Annotated in this window: 13 protein-coding genes; 7 read left to right on the forward strand and 6 right to left on the reverse strand. The window is 42.6% G+C overall.

Going from position 1 to position 23,688, the window contains the following annotated elements; translation table 11 throughout:
* Positions 1 to 584: 584 nt before the first annotated feature.
* Positions 585 to 1,487: a succinate--CoA ligase subunit alpha gene (locus BJP34_RS29005; protein WP_070395337.1), complete on the reverse strand. Its 903-nt coding sequence runs from the start codon at positions 1,485 to 1,487 to the stop codon at positions 585 to 587.
* A 188-nt stretch (positions 1,488 to 1,675) separates the two neighbouring features.
* Positions 1,676 to 2,971 (reverse strand): ATP-grasp domain-containing protein, encoded by a 1,296-nt coding sequence (locus BJP34_RS29010; protein WP_070395338.1) that lies wholly within the window; start codon positions 2,969 to 2,971, stop codon positions 1,676 to 1,678.
* 508 nt (positions 2,972 to 3,479) lie between these two features.
* Here BJP34_RS29010 and BJP34_RS49625 point away from each other — a divergent pair.
* The 5 genes from BJP34_RS49625 (at position 3,480) to BJP34_RS29030 (ending at position 9,282) form a co-directional block, all read left to right on the forward strand.
* The gene (locus BJP34_RS49625) at positions 3,480 to 3,605 is read left to right on the forward strand and encodes a hypothetical protein (RefSeq protein WP_267876406.1); all 126 of its coding nucleotides are present in this window, start codon (positions 3,480 to 3,482) and stop codon (positions 3,603 to 3,605) included.
* Positions 3,606 to 3,637: 32 nt separating this feature from the next.
* A complete protein-coding gene (locus BJP34_RS29015; RefSeq protein ID WP_229424075.1) occupies positions 3,638 to 5,035 on the forward strand; it encodes a hypothetical protein in 1,398 nt (465 codons plus the stop codon).
* Between the two features lie 489 nt (positions 5,036 to 5,524).
* On the forward strand, positions 5,525 to 6,811 hold the full coding sequence (locus tag BJP34_RS29020) for a M16 family metallopeptidase (RefSeq protein ID WP_083305400.1): 1,287 nt from the start codon (positions 5,525 to 5,527) through the stop codon (positions 6,809 to 6,811).
* Between the two features lie 246 nt (positions 6,812 to 7,057).
* Positions 7,058 to 8,332 carry a M16 family metallopeptidase gene (locus BJP34_RS29025; RefSeq protein WP_070395339.1) on the forward strand — a complete coding sequence of 425 codons (1,275 nt, stop codon included), beginning with the start codon at positions 7,058 to 7,060 and terminating at the stop codon, positions 8,330 to 8,332.
* Between the two features lie 140 nt (positions 8,333 to 8,472).
* Positions 8,473 to 9,282 (forward strand): peptidoglycan-binding domain-containing protein, encoded by an 810-nt coding sequence (locus tag BJP34_RS29030; protein ID WP_070395340.1) that lies wholly within the window; start codon positions 8,473 to 8,475, stop codon positions 9,280 to 9,282.
* Between the two features lie 319 nt (positions 9,283 to 9,601).
* On the opposite strand, the gene BJP34_RS29035 is transcribed toward BJP34_RS29030, so the two are convergent.
* Positions 9,602 to 10,261, reverse strand: coding sequence for a hypothetical protein (locus BJP34_RS29035; RefSeq protein ID WP_070395341.1), 660 nt, complete (start codon positions 10,259 to 10,261; stop codon positions 9,602 to 9,604).
* Between the two features lie 232 nt (positions 10,262 to 10,493).
* Between BJP34_RS29035 and BJP34_RS29040 the strand changes: the two genes are divergently transcribed.
* Entirely contained in the window at positions 10,494 to 14,000 is a 3,507-nt protein-coding gene (locus BJP34_RS29040; RefSeq protein ID WP_418904080.1) for a response regulator, read from the forward strand.
* A gap of 425 nt (positions 14,001 to 14,425) precedes the next feature.
* Here BJP34_RS29040 and mnmH read toward each other — a convergent pair whose 3' ends face one another.
* Positions 14,426 to 15,490, reverse strand: a complete 1,065-nt coding sequence (mnmH, locus tag BJP34_RS29045) for a tRNA 2-selenouridine(34) synthase MnmH (protein WP_070395342.1) — start codon at positions 15,488 to 15,490, stop codon at positions 14,426 to 14,428.
* A 316-nt stretch (positions 15,491 to 15,806) separates the two neighbouring features.
* Between mnmH and BJP34_RS47945 the strand changes: the two genes are divergently transcribed.
* On the forward strand, positions 15,807 to 15,959 hold the full coding sequence (locus tag BJP34_RS47945; protein ID WP_229424076.1) for a hypothetical protein: 153 nt from the start codon (positions 15,807 to 15,809) through the stop codon (positions 15,957 to 15,959).
* Positions 15,960 to 15,963: 4 nt separating this feature from the next.
* On the opposite strand, the gene BJP34_RS29050 is transcribed toward BJP34_RS47945, so the two are convergent.
* A complete protein-coding gene (locus BJP34_RS29050; protein ID WP_070395343.1) occupies positions 15,964 to 16,974 on the reverse strand; it encodes a DUF6208 family protein in 1,011 nt (336 codons plus the stop codon).
* Between the two features lie 75 nt (positions 16,975 to 17,049).
* Positions 17,050 to 23,688: a type I polyketide synthase gene (locus BJP34_RS29055; protein ID WP_070395344.1), complete on the reverse strand. Its 6,639-nt coding sequence runs from the start codon at positions 23,686 to 23,688 to the stop codon at positions 17,050 to 17,052.

Genomic DNA, 23,688 nt, shown 5'->3' on the forward strand with positions numbered 1-23,688 from the left:
GTAAGCGATGATCAACAAAGGTAATGTTAAGGTCAACAGCGCAATTACCGTACCCAAGACTTCTGCCCATCTATATGGGTGAGGGTCAGAAGAGTTGGCAGATGAGCCACTAAGTTCCATAAATTAATTGAAATTTAAACTAGGTCAGTTGAAAACGACGATTAGTTGGGTCTTATCATAAACCCTACATCCTCTATTTTATCGATTTATTCCGAAAGGATTGTTTTCTAGTAAACAATCTCAACTAAATTCCAGCCCGCTTAACGATACTTTGCAAAAAACTAGGCTCAACAAGGTTACAGGTTGTAGGTTATAGGTTGTATATTACAAGTTGTAGGCTTTTAGTTACAGGTTGTAGGTTGTAGGTTACAGGTTATAACCCACATTCCAGATGTCAGTTTGTAGTATGCAAACTATGATGCACTCGCACTACCCATTAAAATTAGGACATTGTCTTGATGCAGTCGCTCCTAAACTCCGAAACGTGAGTCTAGCTTACTTCTGACTTCTGACTTCTTACTTCTTACTTGTGCGTAGCGCTATAAATCCGACCAACGGGTGATGGAGTGACGAATCAATTGCTGTCAATGGTCGAGAGCCTTTTGAACCAAGATGGGAATTTGGGAAGGGCGTTCAGCTACTGGGATTCTCCCTTGCTTAAATACTGCCACTTTTTCCTGTGCCGTAGACATTTTAGTCATATTACTCATAGCCTCTGGTAGGTGAGTCGATAGCCTAGCACTAGGGTTACAAATTAGTTGTGTCTCTGGTGTATAGCGTCCCGCAATGTAGGAAATCACTGGTTTATGGATTTCCTGGGCTATATACGCGGCAGCGGCCACGTCTTCGTAGCCGCCGCCAGTCTGATCAACTAGCACAATAACGTTTGTAGCTTTATCTTTTTCCAAAACCTCCAGCCAATGGCTAAATGAAGAACCAACAATTGCTTCACTGCCAAGGTTAATAGCGATTGACTGTCCTAGGTTAGCTTGAGTTAAGCCTAAAGCAACTTCGTAGATCAGATAACTACCACGGGTAATTAATCCCACTGAGCCAGGTCTGTAAAATTCACTCTCGTGAGTCCCTAGCAAAACTTTTCCTGGAACAATAATCCCAGAACTGCTCGGACCAAGAATAATCGTTTTAGTAGCTTGGGCAATAGCTAGTAATTCTACCATATCCAAGGGAGGAATACCACCAGTAACGAGAATAATTTGCCTGATCCCAGCATCTATCGCTTCCAAGGCAACATCCTTTATCTGGTAAGATTCTTCAAAAATAATGGTTGTGTCCACAGCCTCGACATGATGGCAAGCCTGCTCTACTAAATCAAATACAGGAATGCCATGCAAGGTTTGCCCTCCCTGACCAGTACTAACTCCAGCTACGACATTGGTGCCATAGGCTTTCATCCGGGCAGCGTAGTACAAACCTAGAGGTTGTGTAATGCCTTGTACTAAAACTTTGCTATCGGTACTCAAGTTCATTAGTGATTGATCCTTATTCTTTTGTAGTTTGTCAATGATCAATGATCATTGATCATTTTTAGTTGCCAGAAGACTCTGGCTAATCAAAAAGGATAAGGAACAAGCGATGCAGCGCCTTCATGCGGGGGTTTCCCCCATGAGCGACTGCATCAAGACAAAGAATCGTAACTGAGCACTGACGCACTCAGCTAGATGACTAGGTTAGGACGTCGTGACCCCTTCCTGGCAATAGATACAGCTTGCTTGACTGCCTCATCTAAGTTGTCTGTAAAGTATACGGGGAGCTCAGCCAAACGCTGTTGGATTGAGTGAAAATTTGTCCCAACTAAACGGATCACAAGGTGAGGTCTCTCAATCCCAGAGGCTGATCCAGGAGATTTGCCCTTAGATAACAGGTCTTGGTGATGGGAGCTAAGGGGATGACTGGTGGAATTTTGCTCCTGGTTCTCTGAATTGAGTACAGCTGTTTCCCAACTTTGAGACAGTAGATAATTGGCAATCATCTCAGCTGCGGCATTGCTGGTAGCCCTATTGCTCAAGATATTCACTAAGACCACTTTAATCCCTTCAGATGTGGTTAGTTTTCGTAAAGCCTCTTGCAGTTCCTCTATCGCAGCAGGAGTTATTGGCCAGTATTGGTTAGAGTTGATCGTTGGAACGAGATGACACTGTCTTGGTTTACCCTTTGCTTGGTATACCAGATCAACTGTTGTTGCAGCTAGACACATGCTGTTGCATATAATCCCGATGTTGCCGTTGAGATCACGACCATTGAAATTATGGCTTGAGTTAGTGGGCATGTCTTGGTAAGACCCGCTCTCAGCCATAGTCGATGTCAAGTTGATCAAATCCTGATGACGTCTCAGAGCCTTGTCGTTGATAGCAATCCTGCCATCAAGAGCCATGAGTTCACCAGTGGGACTAACACCGAGGGGATTAATTTCCACTATGTCCAAATCTTTTTGGACAAAAAGTTGGTACATTTTATTAATAATCCCACTCACTGACTCAATCAGATTACCATGAAGTCCCATTTTGATGGCAAGACGCCGCCCATAGAAGGGTGAAAAGTTTTGCTCGACCACAACCTTTTGCATATCGCTGATCAAGGTTTTGGTGTCCATACGCCCTTGGGAAGAACCCAGTAGCACAGGACGGGCCAAGTTGTAGTCTAGGAACACGGCTAGATAAAATTCTTGTTCAGCATTGTAACGGGATTCTGCTAGCAGTACTTGAGGATGCTTACCCAGAATCGGGAGTTTGAAAATTGCCCTAGCTGCTGCGATCGCATCGATGGTATTCTCTACACACCGGATCCGACGAGCTGGGTTGTCTCCACAAGTAGATACTTGAGATTTGAGCACCACCGGATAGGGAATCTGTAATCCCTTGATGTCGGTAGGATGGTCAATGCGTTGAGCAGGCAAAACCGGAATGCCAATCTCACGGAATAATTCTTTAGCCTGATATTCTAACAGATGCATGATTCGCGAACAATCCTAAGCACGACGTTTCAAATCTTTTGCCACTTGGTCAATGCCGTAGAAACACTTCGGTGAAAGCGTCTAGCACCTGAAGCGGCTTTAAATTAGTTATTAAAAACAGCAAAATTATTCCCCCAGTAGTCCCTAGGTAGGATAGGTAGAAGGGAAGCAGGTATCGATCGCTTTAAAGGCCATCACTGAGTTATTAATCCATGATAGAAGTCAATAGTTGATAACTCCAGATCACCGCCGCAGCCAGATCAGGGCAGCTGTTCGTTGATGGTTCTAGATAAGTCCCGATCTAGGAATGTCTAATCGTAAGCTTGGAAGTCGAGACCCAATCAAAGATGACGGTGTAGGAGGATGTCACTCCTTGCTTCTTTGATTCTTCATAATTCCTCCCTAACCCCTATAATTCTTCACTGTTGCCTTGATATCTCACCAATTCCTGCCTAACCACTGGAAGCATAGGAGGCTATTTTGGGTTAAGATTAAGTACCTTTTCTTGATGCAGTCGCTCATGGGGGAAACCACGGCAGTCGCTCATGGGGGAAACCCCCTTTGGCGGCGCTGCATCGCTTTTTGGTATCTCTGGCTTTGCTCCTGCTACAGGCAATGGATTCTAACCAGTTAACCCCTGAGTCTAACCAAAGCAACGATCAATCAATGGATTCTGACGTTGCAGCCCACCCTTGGGACGAACCACTTTCTGATCCCGAGGCTCAAACCGATGAGCCATTCCCTGAAACACTACAACCCCATGAAGGAAATTCTCAAAGTACGTTTCTTTTGTTGGTGGTGGTGGGCATGGGATTGGGTCTAGTATTTTTAACCGGCGGCTTTTATGTTTTTACCCGTCCCTGCGTATTTGGGTCTTGTAGTTCACTGAATGAAGCTCAGCTATTGAGTAAAAAATCAGCAGACACCCTCAAAAAACCTAAATCGGGAAAGGACATTCTCGAAGCTCAGAAGGAATTAAAGACAGCGATTGAAGCACTCAAAGCAATTCCGTTTTGGTCAATGAAGCATGAAACAGCACAAGAGTTGCTTCAAGCCTATCAAGTTAGAGGTAAAGACCTAGATCAGTTAGTGACAGCCATGCAAATGGCGGCTAGGGCAGGTCATAAAGGGAAAAATCCTCCCCATAAGGCATCAAAGTGGATAGCAATTCAAAAACTGTGGCGAGAGGCAATTGCCCGCCTTGAACAAATGCCTAAGGAGAGTAGCCTTAATGCTATAGCGCAACAAAAAATTAAGCTATATAAGGTCAATTTAGACGAAGTTAATCGGCGATTAGTCAAAGAAAGACAGGGGAGTCAGATTATGAAAGCGGCTAAGAAAGCGGCTCAGATTGCCCAAGCTCGCCAGGGTGTAGCCCAGACTTTAGAGGAATGGCAACTAGTTTATAGTACTTGGAAAACTGCATTAGACCGTCTGAACAAAATTCCTCAAGCAACAACGGTTGAAGAGGACAAGCAACGACTGGAGGAATTCTATAAAACTAATCTGGCCAGGGCACGCGATCGCAAAACCCAGGAAAAAATTGCTACCAACGCCTACAATCAGGGACTACGTCTAGCTCAGTTAGCTCAAAAGGCTCAGGGAAAGCAGCAATGGTCGGTGGCTGCGATTCATTGGCGCAACGCTTTAACTTACGTGAAGCAAGTTCCCAACTCCACATACTACCACAAAAATGCACAGTCTTTAATTGAGCCTTATCAAAACGCCCTTCAGGCAGTTCAAAGCAAGTTGCAGTTGCAGGTAAAGTTAAAACAAATTGGTAGTGATCTTGAACAAATCTGTACTGGGGAAACTCGAGTTTGTAATTACACCATTGATGAAAGTCTGATTAAAGTAGAATTAACACCGACTTATATGTATCAGGTCAGACAAACAGCCATTACGGCTCAAGTTAGAGGTGATGTAGAGGCTCACGCTGGGATCGTCAATCACGTATTGACTTTAGAAGATGCCCTCAAAGGGATTAGCTATAATTCCGATATCCCTATGGAAATCTATACCGCTGATGGAGCTCTGATTCAGGTACACAGTCCTGGCACTTAGTTAGGAGAACTGTGAAGTAGCAAACATAATCTTTAACACTGGGTTAATCAAAATTAACGTTAATTGACACTCCCCGCCCTGGAAGGACGGGGATTCTTGCTTCAACGGGGTGACTTGTTTAACCAGGCCGGAGCCAGGAAAAATAGAGGTCTCCTCTCCACAAGCGTATTTGGTCTATGACCTAGGTTTCGGTGTGCCCCACCGTACCTTTTCAAAATTTACTTAAATAGATACTTTTTTTATCTAAATTTTTCATAGACGTTTAAGTCGTTAGACCAAATTACGCAATATGTATCTGAGACATATTTTTCACGTTGCCTACTTATGGTTAGATAGTATCTATTTAGTTTAAAATTCTATTGTTTATGCTTTTAGAATAGCACACCTGGTACAAATTATCAAGGGCATTGTTTTTTAAAAAAAGCCGTCGAACGAAGGATGGGGCGCGATTACCCATTTTTTTGGTAATATCATGTAAAAAGTTACACATTGAGATTAGAAGCATTGTTATCTGAGCCCCTACCTCAAGTAAAGTTTCCTGCTAGTGTTTTCAAACTGACCAATGGCTTGAATGTCATTCATCAATACCTAAGCGCTACACCAGTAGTAGTGGCCGATGTGTGGGTTGGTGCTGGTGCGATCGCAGAACCAGATGAATGGTATGGCATGGCTCACTTCTTGGAACACATGATTTTTAAAGGCACCGAGACCATTGCTCCTGGTGTTTTTGACTATGTGATTGAAAGCCACGGTGGTGTAACGAATGCCGCTACTAGCCATGACTTTGCTCATTTTTTCGTAACCAGTGCTTCTGAGTACTTAAAACACACCCTGCCTCCCTTGGCAGAATTACTCTTACATCCTGCTATTCCTGAAGAAGAATTTGTCCGGGAACGGTGTGTGGTGTTAGAAGAAATTCGTGGCAGCTACGATAATCCTGATTGGGTAGGATTTCAGGCTCTTTCTGAGAGCGTTTACCAACGTCACCCCTATGGCAGACCGATTCTGGGTACTGAAGCGGATTTGATGGCTCACTCTCCCCAACAAATGCGCTGTTTCCACCAATGCCATTACCAGCCAGAAAATATGACTGTGGTGATTGTAGGTGATATTGACCAAGAATCAGCATTAACTATAGTTAACCAGTCATTTCAAGATTTTCCTTCCCCCAGTGATTGTCCTAAACCAGAGGTGATGGCTGAAGCACCATTTATCGGAATTAGGCGTCAGGAACTAAACTTGCCTCGCCTGGAACACGCACGTCTATTGATGGCTTGGCACGGACCAGGGATAGATCAGCTTGGGGATGCTTGTGGTTTGGATTTACTCTCTGTGCTTCTGGCTGATGGACGGTCTTCTCGCTTGGTAAGAGAATTAAGGGAAGAGAAACAATTAGTGCAAGACATTGGTAGTAGTTTCTCTCTACAGCGTGATTCGAGTTTGTTTACTATTACCGCCTACCTAGAACCCGAGTACCTGGAACAGGTAGAAGCAATAATTAGGGAACACCTGTGGCAATTGCAACAGACACCAGTGTCAACCACAGAAATCAAACGCTGTCAACGTCAGCTCTATAACGACTATATTTTTTCCACAGAATCTGCTGGTCAACTTGCTGGTTTGTATGGTTACTACAGCACTATTGCTACAGCAGAAGCAGCCTATAGTTATCCGATTGAGATTCAAAAGCTAACAGCTAATGACGTAATGCAATTAGCCCAGCGGTATCTTTCTCCCCATCGCTATGCTATCACAATTCTCAACAGTATAGCTTAGATCGTAACTCATTTTTAGATTCAAAAGCTGAGATATTTAGATGTAATAAACTTAGCGGATTCGGTATATTTATACCTATTCCCTGAGCTATCACAATCCTCAAAAGGATAGCTTAGATCGTAACTCATTAAAGGTAGTAACTCCTCACAAAGGCATGTAGTAAAAGTGGTAATTCGTGCATTTAAAATTTGGAATTTAAAATTTTACTAAGACCTAAGACTATCAAGCCTAAGACCTAAGACCATCATGCCTAATATCACACTAAAGCAACAACAGAATATCCATCGCACAGTGCTAGATAATGGCATCGTGGTGATTGTAGTTGAAAATGCTGCTGCTGATATCATTGCCAGCCGTCTATTTCTTCGGGCAGGTAGTCAGTGCGATCCACCAAACCAAGCTGGGCTATCTCACCTGGTCTCAGCAGTTATCACCAAGGGAACCCAAGAATTATCCTCCATAGACATTGCCGAACGAGTGGAGTCTATGGGGGCTCAACTTGGTGCTGATGCGGCTAACGATTATTTTCTACTCTCCCTGAAAACCGTTGCAGCTGACTGGTTTGAAATGTTACAGCTAGCAGGACAGATTTTGCGATCGCCTAGTTTCCCAGATGCTGAAGTAGACCTAGAAAGGTACCTAACCATTCAAACTATTCGTGCCCAACAGGAGCAACCCTTTAACATTGCCTATAAGCAATTGCGACAGGCAATCTATCAAGACCATCCCTACGGCTTTTCGGTGTTGGGAGAAGAAGCTACGGTATCTACACTGGATCGAGCTGACTTAGAACACTATCATCAGACTTATTTCCGCCCTGATAACCTCATAATTAGTATTGCAGGTCGTATTAACTCAGAAGATGCGATTAAGCAGGTGGAGCAAGTGTTTGGGGATTGGCAAGTTCCCGATACACCCCTGAGCAAACCCTCCTTAGCCTCCCCCATTGCCCAACCCTGCCAAGTGACTACTGCCCAAGACACGCAGCAGTCGATTGTGATGCTGGGTTATCTTACCTCAGCCGTACAAGAGGCTGACTTTGCTACCCTCAAACTCCTCAATACCTACCTGGGGAATGGTCTTTCTAGCCGCTTATTTGTAGAACTCAGAGAAAAGCGGGGTTTAGCCTATGATGTCTCAGCATTGTTTCCGACACGCCAGTCGGCTTCTACGTTTATAGCCTACATGGGAACAGCACCGGAAAATACAGAAACTGCCCTGGTTGGTCTGGTTACCGAAGTGGAACGCCTTTGTTCTCAACAACTGAGTCAGGATGAATTGCAAGTTGCCAAAAATAAGCTTCTTGGTCAGTATGCACTAGGTAAACAAACCAATGGTCAGCTCGCTCAAGTCTATGGCTGGTATGAGACGATCGGGCTAGGAGTTGAGTTTGATACCCTGTTTCAACAAGATGTGACAAGGGTTACTCCAGAGATGGCTCAAGCAGCAGCTAATCGCTATTTCATTGAACCTTATATTTCTCTAGTCGGACCGGCTGAAGCAATCAACTTCCTGGGTTAACAGAACAAACTAAACACTTGAGGTCTCTCCCGTGTTTTACCTTTTAACTGGGGGAGACCTCAATTTATTGTTGTCAATAAATCCGCTTAAATCGATAAAGTTAAATTAAGTCGTGACAAGAATTACCCTGGTGTAAAGATATGGATTCTATAGACACCACTAACAGCATTATCGGTATAACTATCTTTGGATCAGTAGCCCTTAGCTTAGGGAACTTGCCAGCAGTTGCCCTTGAAGCTAATGGCGTTGTCCCAAAACTGGCTCAAGGAATTACCCCAGTCAAAATCAACCGACCAACTCTTGACATTGGTAGTGAGGGGGAAAGAGTATCTGAATTACAAGCAGTTCTTAAATTATTGGGGTATTACACAGGAGAGGTAAATGGGTTTTATGGAGATAATACTGCGATCGCTGTCTCCAAGCTCCAGCAACAAGCGGGTTTAACTCCCCATGGCATCATGGGAGCTGCTGAATGGAATTTTTTGTTTCCAAGCATCCCACCCAATCCAACATCCTCAACCTCTACTTCCAATCCCTTACCCTCAGCAAGTATAAGACCCCCGACCACCTCTGATGGCATCTCAGCTTCATCGTTTCCGAGGCCTTCCATCACAGAAGCTATTACCCAAACCACCACAACTCGTCCCAACTCTTCCTCCCCAGCAACCAGCACTGGCTTTGGTAATCGCACTACTACAACAGGCAATGCGGTCACTGTCGAGAGAACTAAGCCTAGGGCTATAACCTTACCAATTCTCCGACAAGGTATGCGTGGTCCAGCCGTCCAGCAATTGCAGAGGCGACTGAAATCTCTTGGTTTTTTAAAAGCCACAGTGGATGGGGTATTTGGAGAGGTTACGAAAGCCGCAGTTCAAGCCGCTCAGCGCAAGTTCAAACTAGAACCTGATGGCATTGTTGGTCCTGCTACTTGGAATGCTTTGCTACGTTGATTAAATTTTTGTTGTTCGCGTAGCGTAGCCCTTTGGGCTAATCGCGCACCCGTGGCCGTTCGCGCAGCGTGGCCTACGGCCTTAAGGCCATGGTTGACGATTGAAAGTTAACTGTTCACCGTTCACTGTTCAATCATCAACCGTCAACAAAACACTAGTTATAGTGTTAGTTATAGCGTTTATTGCATTTATGAGGTACCCTTCTCAAGCTCAAAGTCCCCCTTTTTAAGGGGGATTTAGGGGGATCTCTTGATACCTCATGGGAAAGACAATTGCTATATATTTTTCCCGGTTAACTAGTGATAATTCTTGATTGATATTACTGCTTTACTTGTTTCTGCTGCTTGACTTTCTGCTTTAATACGGAACTAATTCCTAAAGCCCCCAAAGCTAAAATCCCTAGGGTAGCAGTAGGTTCGGGAATTCTTTCACCTGTAGACAATGACAGCTCAGCACGAGAAACAATGGCATCATCTCCATAAAATACTGGAATCTTGCCACTATTGGCATTAAAGACGTTCACGATTTCTCCTGAGTCGTAAAACTCCAGTAAATTTAAAGACACCGATTGCTTAGTTCGTACTGGGAGATTGCGGATCAGATCAATAATAATAGTATCCAATCCTATGATCCCAAATACATCGGTAGTAATCAGGGAGTTGTTTGGTGTCAGGTCTAAAATTAGTTTCGCTTGCGATAACTCATTTATTGATGTTCCCAAGTCAGAAAAATCAAAGCTCCAACTGGTATCTTCATCAATTCCATTACCAAGGGTGGTGTTACCCCCAGTCCTTTCTATCGTAAAATCGCCGTTTTGTAGGGTTTGACCAATACTGGCATTTAGTATTCTTGAAGGACTTGAGCTCCCAATCGCTTCAGTGGTGAAATCAAGACGACTAGCCAAGGCTTTTTCAGGTATTAAGCAACTGCTTAATAGGACGGCAACTGTAGCCACTGAGAACACTTTTAAAGTAAGCATTTTGATGCTCCCAAACCAAAACTAAGGTTAGAGTTAATGGCCAAATAACTCTATTATACTCCGCTCACGATAATTTGGTAACAAAACAAACGATATTCCAGATAAAGATTTATTAAGTCCTTTCTAAGCATTCAGGCATCAGGAAATCAAGGACTTTAAGCCTGCTTACTTCAGTCAAGGGTGCTGACGCTACTTTTTCTAAATTTCTGGGAACTCTGTAAATGTAACTCAAATGCGATTTGTCAGTCAAGCAGGATGGCACAAGCAAATGATATTCAAATCTTTAGCCCAAGGGGTTTCCAAGGTTTCTGGGAAAGTTCCCCTTCGCCTGATCTTGGTCATACCATTTGTCCTGCAAATCTTCGCAGCTGTGGGACTTGTGGGATATCTGTCCTATAGAAACAGCAAGAGAGCGGTTAATGATGTTGCTACTCAACTGCTTGAAGAAGTCAATGCTCGGGTTGAGCAGAATTTGGATGCTTACCTAACCATTCCTCATCTAGTTAATCAGATTAATGCCACTGCCATCAATCTAGGTCAATTGAATTTGCAAGATATTCCTGAATTAGAGCGTTACTTTTGGCAGCAGCTTCAGATCTTTAATACCCTCACATTTACTGGATTAGGCTTAGAGAATAAAGACAACCTAGGAGCAGAACGATTAGATGATGGTACACTGATACTAAGAGTCTCCACCAAAGCTACCAATCATATTTTTTACTCCTATTCTACTAACGAATTTGGGGAGCGATGCAGCGCGGTCTTGGGGGAAACCCCCATGAGTGACTGCATCAAGAAGCGTGAGGAAATCCTAGACAGTATTAAGTTTGATCCGCGCACTCGACCATGGTATAGAACTGCTGTCAAAGCTGGTCGCTCAACTTGGAGTGAAATTTACCCCAATACTGCTGGTGTAACTGCCTATCTCGGTGCATCAATGCCGTTTTACGACAAACAGGATCAATTGCAGGGGGTACTCTTAACTAATATAAACTTATCACAAATCGGCAAATTTTTACGCAGTCTAAACGTTGGCAAAACTGGACAAGTTTTTATCATTGAACGTTCGGGAATGCTCGTGGCAACCTCTACCGGTGAGAAGCCTTTTCGCACTACTCACCAAGACTACGGAGCCGAACGATTTAAAGCAACGGATAGTAGTAATGCTTTCACTAAAGCTACGGCTCAATATTTATCAACCAAGCTGAATCAAAAACAACCAATTCAACGTTTACAGCAATGGGAATTTGCTGTTGACGGTAAACGAAAATTTGTACAAATACAGCCGTTTCAAGATGAGTTTGGCTTGGATTGGTTGATTGTGGTAGTGGTGCCAGAAGCGGATTTCATCGAACAAATCCACGCCCATACCCGCACTACTATTGCCTTATGCCTAGTAGCATTGTTACTGGCAACAGAAGTCGGAATCGTTACATCCCGTTGGGTTGTCCGGCCTATCGTCCAACTGAAGGATGCAGCCATTGCTCTAGAGAAGGGACAATTTGACCAAATTGTCAACCAGGAGCGCTCCGATGAGCTTGGGGTTTTGGTTAAGGCATTTAATCACATGGCAAGACAATTGCAAGAGTCGTTTGCCACCCTAGAAGCCAAGAATACTGAATTGCAGCACCTCGATCAACTGAAAAACGAATTTTTAGCTAATACCTCCCAAGAACTCCGCACCCCCCTCAATGGCATGATCAGCATTGCTGAATCCCTGATGGATGGTGTTGCAGGACAATTGCCCTCCAAAGCAAACGCTAATCTTGCCATCATTGCATCTAGTGGAAAAAGACTAGGGAATTTAGTCAACGATCTCCTGGATTTTTCGAAGCTAAAACACAAACATCTTGAACTTCAAATTAAGCCAGTCAGCATGCGAGAAATAGCCAATCTCGTCCTTGGACATTCCCACTCTCTAATTGCGAAAAAACCTTTGCAGTTAATTAACTCAATTCCTGCCGATCTGCCCTTGGTCGATGCTGACGAAAATCGGCTGCAACAAATTCTTTATAACTTAATTGAGAATGCTATTAAGTTTACTGAATCTGGTAAGGTTGAAGTATCAGCTGAGCAGTTACCCGTTAGCAATGACGAGTTAGCAATGTTAGTCATTACTGTCTCAGATACAGGAATTGGTATTCCAGCAGATAAATTACATCGGATTTTTGACTCCTTTGAATCAGTAGATTGCTCCAGGACTAAAGAATACGGCGGGAGGGGTTTGGGATTAGCGGTTACTAGACAGTTAGTCGAGTTACACGGTGGCAAAATTCATGTGCGATCGCTTAGCCTGCCAGAAGCACAATGTCGCCTGGGAGGATCCCCTAAGCGATCGCAAAATAAGTCTGGTTCCCAGTTTACATTTACTTTGCCAGTGTCTCAGAGGCAGGTTCAGCAGACCTCAGCACTGTTGCCAATTGAATCCATCGCTCCAGTTCTGGACTTGACGAATGAAACCCCGAACTTTACTGGAGCCTTAGCAGCAGACAGTGGATATACCAAAATTTTGATTGTGGACGATGAACCAGTCAACCGCCAGGTTATTAGCAATTATCTTTCCATGGAAAACTATGCGATCGCTACAGCCACTAATGGTTTAGAAGCTTTAGAAATGCTTTCAACTGGCTTCCAGCCTGACTTGATTTTACTGGATGTGATGATGCCCCGCATGACCGGCTATGAAGTTTGCGAAAAAATTCGCCAGACGTTTTTGCCCAGTGAACTTCCGGTGATCATGTTAACCGCCAACAATCAAGTTTCCGATTTGGTGGAAGGGTTTACTTGTGGAGTAAATGATTATCTGACTAAGCCTTTTTCTAAGCATGAATTGTTAGCCCGAATTAAAAGTCATCTACGGCTTTCTAAAATTACCTCTGCTTATGGTAAGTTTGTCCCCCATGATTTTTTACGCTTCCTGGGATATGACAGTATTGTTGATGTTAAATTAGGGGATCACGTTCAAAAAGAAATGACTGTTCTTTTTGCTGATATTCGCTCTTTTACCAGCCTATCAGAACAGTTATCTCCTCAAGAAAATTTTAATTTTATTAATAGCTATCTGAGTCGAGTTAGTCCAGCAATCCGCGCTCACAATGGCTTTATTGATAAGTACATTGGAGATGGAGTCATGGCACTTTTTCCTGAGTCAGCGGATGATGGGGTTCAAGGTGCACTTGAGATGCAGCAAACAGTTGCGGTCTACAATCAGCATCGGTGCCAAAGTGGTTATGTTCCGATTACTATCGGTATTGGTTTACATACAGGTAGCTTAATGCTAGGAACCATCGGTGAACAAAAGCGGATGGAAAGTACGGTTATTTCTGATGCAGTTAATCTTGCTTCCCGCTTGGAAGGATTAACCAAACTTTATGGTGCAGGGATTATGATTAGCCAACAAACCCTCTATAACCTGAATCAGTTTCAAAAATACAGTTATAGGTTTCTGGATCGAGTCAAAGTTAAGGGAAAAAATAAACCGGTGGCAGTATTTGAGCTATTTGATCAAGATCAGCCGCAACTGAAGGAGTTAAAAAGAAAAACTAAGAGTAACTTTGAACAAGCTGCTTTTCTCTACCATCGGCAAGCTTTCGCCCAAGCTGAACAGATATTTCAGTCAGTTTTACAAACCAATCCCCAGGATAAAGCAGCCATGCTCTATGTCAAACGCTGCCAAAGGTATCAAAGCTATGGTGTGCCAGAGGACTGGGAACGGGCAGAAGTGTTGCATGAGTCATAGTTTGGCGTTGCCCAATTGTTTAATATAGCAATTATCCTAGCTATGAGGTACAAATCTCTGGGTTTTAGGGAGCAGGGAGCAGGGAGCAGGGAGCAGGGAGCAGGGAAGAGGGAAAATATAATCTGTACCTCATAACTGCGATAAACGCTATCCTTGAGGGTAATGAGTAAAAAAATAAACTATGAACCTAACCGAAACAACCGGACAGTATCTCATTCTTTGTTATCAGTAATTTATCATTATACTTTGATAAGCACTCGGACATAAAATCTTGACTTGTTGATTAACTATCCTTAATTTGTTTTGCATTTAAACTGTATATTATTTAAATCAAATAAAAAAGATATATCCCAGTACCATTTTGCCTTTTGCCTTTTGCCTTTTGCCTTTTGCCTTGCTAAAACGCATTAAAAATGCGTTTTAGCTTAGGATAATTCCGTCAAAGACACTAAACTATTGACAAAAGTCTGAACACTCTGATCTGATAAATCCACAATCGGTAACGTCGATACTAAATTTCCATAACACTTACTAATCGAGCGGCGGTAAGCTGGATCATAATGAGTTTCAAGCAAATCTCCTACCAAAGCATGACCTTGACCCCTATCAATCATCTCATACCACTGGTTAATTTTTTTCCAGCCATAGCGAGACCTTAGAGACTTTAGCTTACCTTTGCAAAACTCAGGGTTAGTACCCAAGTGAGGATACTCTTGCAACAACCATTCAATTCGACGTGCCAGGGGTAACTCAACTTCCACACAAGTAGCATCCTTCATATTTTGCCATACTGAATGAGGCAAATAAATTTGTCCAATCTTATTACTTTCTGCTTCTACCCATACTGGCTTATCGACATCAAAGCCTTGCAATTTTTCCAATAGCAGGGATTCAAACCATTTTTGGGAGGGTTGAGATAATGGTTCACCTTCCCACTCTTGACCCAGCAGGGAACCTCGATGATTGGCTAACTCTTCCAAATCCAGCACCTGCACACCTTGCTTAGCAAGTTGCCGCAAGATCAGGGTTTTCCCACTACCGGTTAGTCCACACAATACCCGGTAAGTAAACTGTTGTGGCAACTGTTCTAATTGTTCCCTTACATAAGCTCGATAGGTTTTGTATCCCCCGTCGAGAACTGTAACTTGCCAGCCAATTTGAACTAACACCGCTGCCAAACTCTGGGAACGCTGTCCACCCCGCCAACAATAGACCAAGGGATGGTAATTTTTATCCTTAGCAGCAAAGTGACTTTCCAGATGTCGAGAGATATTGCCAGCAACTAGAGAGGCACCAATTTTACGAGCTTCAAAGGAAGACACTTGTTTATAGATAGTCCCTACCTTAGCCCGTTGCTGATCATCGAGCACAGGTAGATTAATCGCACCTGGCATATGATCCTCAGCAAACTCACTCGGGGAGCGCACATCAATAATTTCGCTGTAGTCTTCTTCCTTTGGCTGCTGGGTATAGTTATGCGATCGCTGCATTCGATGTTCAATTCTGTGTTTCGTGACATACTGTACATCATAACTGCGAAAAACGCTATATAATTCAATTTTGTTGTATCATGAATAGTTAAAATTTACTACTCTTTTCTAATTCTTTATAGGAGCATTTTCATGATATCTCCCCCTATTAAAAGACCCCAGGTTAGGAGCATGTCACTTATGCATAAAATTTGGACTAAAACTAAAGCCCCCTCATGGGTTTTAGCTTGCTGTGATAGTACCTATAGCAATCCTCAATCATTTTTTCCATCAGCAAAATATCAATTTCTTGCTGGGGAAGGGTTATAGCGATTCGGTGCAGTCGAGGCTATCGCGATTCGGCGTAGCCGACGCTACGGGAACGCTTCGGCCACTATATTTCACGAATCAGATTGGCCTTTTGGCCACGCTACGCGATCGGATTGCTATAGTTAATATGGTCTACAACTTTGACCTGCTCCCCTTCTAGATTATCAGACTTCGCCCCCTGAACGGTTACAGGAAACTTCTGATACAAGCTCTGTACTAATCCAATTTAGCTGAAATAAATTATTGTCTAAATCTGACTTAGGACGCAATCGCACTAAATAAAAACCGTCGGTTTCTATCACAGAAGTTGTGTATTTGTCAGTATTAATTTGACAAAAATAAATTGGCAGACTAGAACGATTAAATGTGGTTAAATAGACATCATAATTAGTGAGTAATAATGGATTTAATGTCAGACTCAAAGAGTAACCTTTATAAATAACTCCATAGACAAATTCATTATTGGGGTCTCCCACAGGTAAAAATTCTTTTCTAACCCATTCTTTAGGTAGCCATTTCTGGCATACTAGAATGGTGAATATATAGTAATTAAGAAATCGATAAAAAATATTATCTTGTGCTATTAATTTGGGCAAGTAATTGAAGTAATTGTTAATATGGCTACTATTAACTGATTCAGTATTGATAACTTGATTATTATCCACACTAACAGCAGGCAAACTGACTTCGTTGTACCAATTATAATATCTTAAACCTAAATTATATTTTCCCGGTTCCAGTTTTAGTTCCTGCCATTGTTCCTGAAATTTTGGCTCATGAGATGCTATGTATTTGACAGGTTTGCCTTCAGGAAAACTATAGATACCTATACTCCATGACTGAGCTGAAGCCACACAAGAACTGATGTCAATTTTTAAAGATTCTTTTACTGGAACGGGTTCTGTAGTGGCAATAATGGCGTGGACATTCCATCGAGGACCAGTAGTTAAAATATAGGATAGTACCAGAGGCTGTTTTAGCAGTTCTTCAGAAACAAATCGCCATTTATAAACTTCTTTTTTGGTTGAGTCTGCTATTTTTTTCTTGGTTTTGGTTTTCTTTTGAAAAAGAATGGGTATAAGTCCCTTAACAGCTTTATAAAATATCAAAGATAACAATGCTAGTGGAATTTCCCACCAGAGTTGGAAGAATAAAAATTTTTCTTTAGTTTCCATTATCAAATAACCTCTATACCTTAGTATTGTACCTGAATCTTGTCGAAATCCACATCCAGCCTACTGTAACATATTTTATTGTGATGTTAAGATAAGTGATGCTAAAGCAGCAGCAGCATCAATATGAAGATTATGCCCTCCTGACAGAAAAACTCGTTTAGCTTGAGTCATAGTCATTTTCTGTTGTTGCAAATCTTCTGGTCGATTTAGTTTGCTACTATCTCCATAAACTAACGTAGTCGGAACTTGGATAGATTTGAGCATCTCCAAATATTGAGATCGACCACCAGGTAAATTGTTTAAACCCAGAATAGAACGAGTACGAATAATTGCATCCCAACTCCAGCGAACTCCACCTTGATTTGGTTGTGTAATTCGCTGAGCTAAGATATAAGAAAATTCTTCTGACAGACTAGGTATCGCTTGACGCAACCTACTTGCAGCAGTTGCCACATCAGGAAAGATGGGATGTTGAGGAGTAGAACTGAGATAGTCTAAACAAGTCGTTAGCTGATTAACTGCGGATTCTTTCTTGCTTTCCTCAGCAGGTAGCGGAAGTTCTACCAAAATCAACTCTTTGATTTTCTTTGGTCGCACGCTAGCGATCGCAGTTGCCAGCATGGCACCCATGGAATGACCTACTAACAACAAAGGTTGGTCTGGTAATTCCTGAATTACCCGGTCTATCTGAGCTAAAAATGTCAGTGAACTATAAGAAGTCACCAGTTCTAAATGAGATGAACGTCCGTGACCAAATAAATCGGGAGCCACTACCCGATAACCTTGTGCTGCTAGAGGAAGTGCGACTTCTTGCCAAGCTAATCCTTGTTCCAAAAGACCATGAATACACAGAACTACAGGATGCTCCGGGGAACCCCAACTACACAGACAGATCTGATTTCCTCCAAACTCCAGGAATTTTTCCTCCATAGTTGGCTGCTCTTTCGAGGAGGTTGTAGAGACTTGAGGCTGTTGATTTGTCGGAGTTGTAACTAGGTTTGGCAACTCATAATTAAGTTGGCTGGCTATCCGTTGAGTTTCTGACTTCAACGGATAAGGTAATTGAATCGTTTTCCATTTGTCTGCCAAGCTCTCATCAATAGTATTGTGTTTGAGGAAGTTAGGGTCACTGATTGACAATGACTTTTGATGAACACCCCCTGTCATGCGATCGCCCTGATAAGGTTGTAAAAGTTCTGGCTCGAAGGCAATATTAAGAAAGTCGCATAGTTGGGATAGCACTGATTCTGGTTCTGTCACCAAATCTTCATAGTGAATCTGATGCTGACGTTCTGGCTCCAACTGGCTCAGGAAATTTAGAATGTTCTGGTTACTCTTAGCCCATACCTGCTCTGCTACCCGGTAAGGATTTTCCTCACCCAACCCGACAAGTTTTTGCATCCGCATCCGCACAAATGATTCAATGACTGAGTAGGGATGGCGAACCAGGTAAATATATTTGGAGTTGGCAAAGAGTGCTTCCCCTCGTTCTAAAATTGTTGGCTCCATCGCATAAGAAGGAGATTTGTCTACCAGCAGGCGAGGTGCTATGCTCTCCTGGAGCATGCCATAGACCTGCTGAATCGATAAGTTTTGTGACTCAAGGTCTTGAATGAGAGTCTGACTAGCTGTTGCATCCAGGTTTTGTACTTCCATAAAAGTTTTCTGTAACCCTTCACCTAAGTAAGAAAGGTTGAGTTGTTCCTGTCGTTCCTTCATGGTGTCAAAGGGTAAAAGATGCAACTCGGGGGGTGAAAATAGGGAAGAATGACCCGCCAGCATAACTCTAAGTAAAGTTGAACCCGAGCGCGGACTCGAAAGGATAAAAATAATACCAGGAAGACGTGAAGAGACAGAGGCCGAGCGTGCATAGTTTCCACTAGGTGAACTTGTGGTTGTGAAGATTTCTGAGCTTGTCGGGGATGGTTGATCAACAACATTATCATTATTCAGTTCAGCACTCAAATATTGAGTCAGGGAGTTGATTGTTGGTCGTTCGTAAAACTCTCTGGGATAGATAATAAAATCTAGGTCGCTACTAAGTTTATTGACAACTTCCATTCCCATTAACGAATCCATACCCAACTCTACAAAATTGTCATCAGTGGAAATTTTTGATGGATTGATTCCGAGAGTTTTTGCTACTACCAATTGAATATAAGTTTTCAAAATATCTTGACGTTCAGTTATTGGTGCAGCTTGCAATTTTTCTAAAATGCGTTCGTCTGTCTTTTCTGAGCTTGTCTCCTGTTGCAAGAGTTCTAATAGTAAAGAACTTGGATTTGCCGAACTAAATTGTTTTGCCAATACCGACCAATCTACAGGCAATACTCCCACCTGTGCTGTAGACTGAGTGCGTACAAGTTCCTCTAATACTTGTATTCCTTGCTCTGGAGAAATCAAACTTATCCCTGCCGTTTGCATTCGATTTTGATGCTGACTTGCAAGACGAATCGCCATACCACCTTCAGACCAGCCTCCCCAGTTAATACTTAATCCTGGTAATCCCATCTCCCTACGAGAATGAACTACAGCATCCATAAAAGCATTAGCTGCAGCATAGTTTCCTTGACCGGGTGAACCTAATAAGGAACTCATAGATGAGAAGCAAACAAAGAAATCTAGGGATAAATGCTGGGTTAATTTATGTAGATTCCAAGTCCCGTTGACTTTGGGGGCCATCACTTTCGTAAAGCGCTCCCAATTGGTTTGTTGCAGTAGGCCATCATCCAAAACGCCTGCTGCATGAATTACACCTAGTAGTGGGGGTAGAGATGTTTGAATTTGCTCTAGGATATTGGCGACATCGGATTCAACTGATATATCTGCTGAAAGAACTTTTACTTGAGTGCCTAATTCTTCCAAACTTTGAATCGTTTGTTGTGCTTGCTCAGAGGGTTGACGACGACTGATTAAAACTAAATTTCTAGCTCCTTTTTCTGCCATCCATGCTGCTGTCTTCAACCCCAGGGCTCCTAATCCTCCAGTAATTAGGTATGTGGCATCAGATCGCAGTGACAGGGGTTGAGATTCTTGGGGAATGTGCTTGAGTAAACGAGCAACGTATATTTTGCGATTGCGCACCGCTAGATGGTCTTCTTTTTGACTATCTATTATCTGTTGTAATAGTACTTCCACCTCATCTTCGGAACCCTGTGGATCGAGATCTACCAAACCTCCCCAAAGCTGCGGATGTTCAGAAGCGATCGTTCTACCTAATCCCCACAATGGTGATGTTGCCACTGTTAGTTTCTCTGTTGGTGACAATACAGGTTGAGTCCCTCTGGTGATCATCCAGAGTTTTGGTGGTGTTGAGTTGGGGTTTTTGACTAAAGTTTGTAATAAGTGCAGTGTACTGCCACATCCCCATAGTTGGGCTTGTTCTAAGGTTTCGGTGGTTAAATCTTGTTCAGAAGCAGTATCCAAACTCCACAGATGAATTACCTTTTGTAAGGGTAATTTACCGTTTTCGAATATTGTTTGATATACTTGTTCAAATTCCTGGGGATGAGATGGATTAATGTGATAAATCCCTGGTTCATAATTTTGATAATTATCAGCTTGATAAACTACACTGCATTCATTTCCCAGCTGTTGCAAATGAGTGGCCAGAGATTTGCCCAATCCTTTTGAATCTGTCAAAATCAACCAATGACAGACTTGATTATTTGATTTGTTTCGTTGGGGTTTTATAGCTTGAGATATCCACTGGACTTTATAAAACCATTTTTTGGTAGTTAATCTGGCTAATTCTTGTTGATGTTGTTGAGATAATGATGCTAATAAATCCGGTAATAATTTTAACTGTTCCGGTGGTAAATCACTAGTTTTTTCGACTTTTTCTGCTAACTCTTTAGTATTTCCTTGGCTGAGTAATTTAACGATAGTAGTACTCGTACCTTCAGGAGTACCTTGGAGGTTTGGCTCCCCAGAGCCTACAACTTGTTGTTGATTTGTACTAGTTTCTACCCAATATCGTTCTCGTTGGAATGGGTAAGTTGGCAATACTACTTTCTCACGGCTATAATCTCGATCAAATCCTGACCAATCTACTTTGGCTCCCTGTACATATAACTGTCCTAAACTTGAGAGAATCTGTTGCCATTCATCCACTCCATGACGCAAAGATGGCAGCCACACACCAACGTCTGGCGATAGACATTGCTTGCCCATACCTAATAATATTGGTTTGGCTCCAATTTCTAGGAAAGTTTCATAGCCTTGTTGGTGCAAGGTTGCCATACCTTGGGCAAACCTTACCGGTTGGCGCACATGATTGACCCAATATTGGGCAGAAGCGATACTCTGGTCTGCTTTTGTGCCTGTGACGTTAGATATGATGGGAATCCTGGGTTGATGGTAAGTGATTTGATTGGCTACAGCTTCAAACTCTGCCAACATGGGTTCCATCAACGGTGAATGGAAAGCATGGGATACTTGTAGCTGTTTGATTTTGATGCCTACTGATTCGAGGTGAGTTGCGATCGCTCTAACAGCTTTAGCTTCACCGGAAATGACTATGCTTTCGGGTCCATTGATGGCTGCTATCACTACTTTGTCTGACTGGGACATCGCCTTCAGAGTCTCTAGAACCTTGGACTCTGAAGCCATAACTGAAACCATCTCTCCACCAGCAGGTAATCCTTGCATTAACCTTCCTCTAGCGGCAATTAGTTTCAAGCCATCTTCTAAACTAAATACTCCTGCTACTGTTGCTGCTACATATTCTCCCACACTGTGACCCATCACGACATTTGGCTTAATACCCCAAGATTCCCATAACTTCAGCAAAGCGTATTCAATAGAGAACAGAGCTGGTTGGGTGTAACCAGTTTGATCTAGTGGAGAATCATTTGACTTTTGTGCATCTTGAGGGTAGAGAATTTCTAGGAGTGGATTGTCCAGGTAAGGACGCAGGATATGGTCACATGTATCTAAAGCTTGACGAAAAGTAGGTTGAGTTTCATACAATTGCCTTCCCATATTCAAATACTGGGAACCCTGACCTGTAAATAAGAAAGCTACTTTGCTCTCACTGCCACTATTGGGTACTTTGCCAGAAAAAACTCCAACTACTTCTTCCCCTGCTGTGTGTTGCCGAAGTTTTTGTGTTAATTCCTCTGGTTCAGAAGCAATAATGGCTAGGCGATGGTTAAACTGAGCACGTCCTGTGTTTGCGGTGTAACAGACATCTGAGATAGCCAATTCTGGATAAGTTTCCCAATGGTTTTGATAACGACTGACTAACTCTTCGAGCGCTTTTTCTGTCTTGGTTGACAGGGTTAGTATATGGAGGGGAGGTTCTAAGTCATTTTCACTTTTTCCTTTTGCCTTTTGACCCTTGATTAGCTCAGGAACCTCCTCCAAGAGTAAATGAGCATTAGTGCCACTTATACCAAAAGAACTAATCCCTGCTATTCTCGGTTTAGCTTCACAATTCCAAGGCATTAATGAAGTTGGTATTTTAATTGGTAATTTATCCCAATCTACATAGGGATTAGGCTGCTTTAAGTGTAAATGAGGTGGAATTTCTTGATGCTGAAGTGCTAAAACTACCTTAATTAAAGCTGATACACCTGCGGCTGCCTCTAAATGCCCAATATTAGTCTTCACGGAACCAACCACTAAAGGCTGATCCACTGGACGATTTTTGCCGTATATTGCGGCTAAAGCTTCTATTTCGATGGGGTCTCCTAAAGCAGTTCCTGTCCCATGAGCTTCCAAATAGCTCACCTGATGGGGTTCTAACCTAGCATTGCTCAAGGCTTGTTGAATCACTTGTTTCTGAGCCATTCCATTAGGAACTGTAAGACCGCTACTGGGTCCATCGTGATTGATTGCAGAACCTCGGATGAGTGCTGAAATTAAATCACCATCAGTAATTGCATCGGACAAACGCTTCAAAACGACAACACCACATCCTTCTGCCTGACCATAACCATTAGCAGCAACATCAAAAGTCTTGCAGCGACCATCAGGGGATAGTGCTTTCATTTTACAGCGACTAATAGTACTGATTGGTGATAAAATTAAATTTACTCCACCTACTAATGCTAAATTGGATTCTCCTGAGCGCAAACTTTGACAAGCTAGATGGATCGCAACTAAAGAACTTGAACAAGCTGTATCTAACTGTATATTAGACCCTTGTAAACCAAGTAAATGAGAAATACGGCCTACACCAAGACTTCGATTATTAACAAGAATAGGATTACTCAGGCTCGCATAGTCATCTGTGGAGACGCCCATGAATACACTTGTCTTACTATTCTTAAGGTTAGTCCATGTTTGCCCAGCATTTTCCAGAGCTTCCCAGGTAACTTCTAAAAGTAGTCTGTACTGAGGATCTAAACTAATTGCTTCCCGAGGAGAAATACCAAAAAACAAAGGGTCGAACTGGTCAACTTGCTCAATAAATCCACCCTGTTTGGTGTAGGCTTTTCCTGGAATTTCTGGGTTAGGCTCGTAATGAGCATTAACATCCCAACGGTGAGGTGGTACTGGTGTAATAGCATCTATTCCATCATGTAATAAGCGCCAATATGTAGATGGGTCATTAGCTCCACCAGGAAACCGACAGGCCATGCCCACAATAGCGATTGGTTCAGTTTTTGCTTTGTTGACTGCTTCAAGCCTACTCCGCATTTCTTGTAATACTTGAAGCACCTCTTGAGAGGTTACATCTTGTTGGGTTGTTTTAGAAACATTGCTCAT

Origin of the sequence: Moorena producens PAL-8-15-08-1 (assembly GCF_001767235.1) — a bacterium.
GTDB lineage: Bacteria > Cyanobacteriota > Cyanobacteriia > Cyanobacteriales > Coleofasciculaceae > Moorena > Moorena producens_A.

What these genes read in the sequence shown, in the direction of transcription:
- BJP34_RS29030 (WP_070395340.1), top strand. Translation starts at nt 8,473, where the DNA reads ATGGATTCTATAGACACCACTAACAGCATTATCGGTATAACTATCTTT.
- BJP34_RS29010 (WP_070395338.1), bottom strand. Translation starts at nt 2,971, where the DNA reads ATGCATCTGTTAGAATATCAGGCTAAAGAATTATTCCGTGAGATTGGC.
- mnmH (WP_070395342.1), bottom strand. Translation starts at nt 15,490, where the DNA reads ATGCAGCGATCGCATAACTATACCCAGCAGCCAAAGGAAGAAGACTAC.
- BJP34_RS29005 (WP_070395337.1), bottom strand. Translation starts at nt 1,487, where the DNA reads ATGAACTTGAGTACCGATAGCAAAGTTTTAGTACAAGGCATTACACAA.
- BJP34_RS29035 (WP_070395341.1), bottom strand. Translation starts at nt 10,261, where the DNA reads ATGCTTACTTTAAAAGTGTTCTCAGTGGCTACAGTTGCCGTCCTATTA.
- BJP34_RS29040 (WP_418904080.1), top strand. Translation starts at nt 10,494, where the DNA reads ATGCGATTTGTCAGTCAAGCAGGATGGCACAAGCAAATGATATTCAAA.
- BJP34_RS29055 (WP_070395344.1), bottom strand. Translation starts at nt 23,688, where the DNA reads ATGAGCAATGTTTCTAAAACAACCCAACAAGATGTAACCTCTCAAGAG.
- BJP34_RS49625 (WP_267876406.1), top strand. Translation starts at nt 3,480, where the DNA reads ATGCAGTCGCTCATGGGGGAAACCACGGCAGTCGCTCATGGGGGAAAC.
- BJP34_RS29050 (WP_070395343.1), bottom strand. Translation starts at nt 16,974, where the DNA reads ATGGAAACTAAAGAAAAATTTTTATTCTTCCAACTCTGGTGGGAAATT.
- BJP34_RS29015 (WP_229424075.1), top strand. Translation starts at nt 3,638, where the DNA reads ATGGATTCTGACGTTGCAGCCCACCCTTGGGACGAACCACTTTCTGAT.
- BJP34_RS29025 (WP_070395339.1), top strand. Translation starts at nt 7,058, where the DNA reads ATGCCTAATATCACACTAAAGCAACAACAGAATATCCATCGCACAGTG.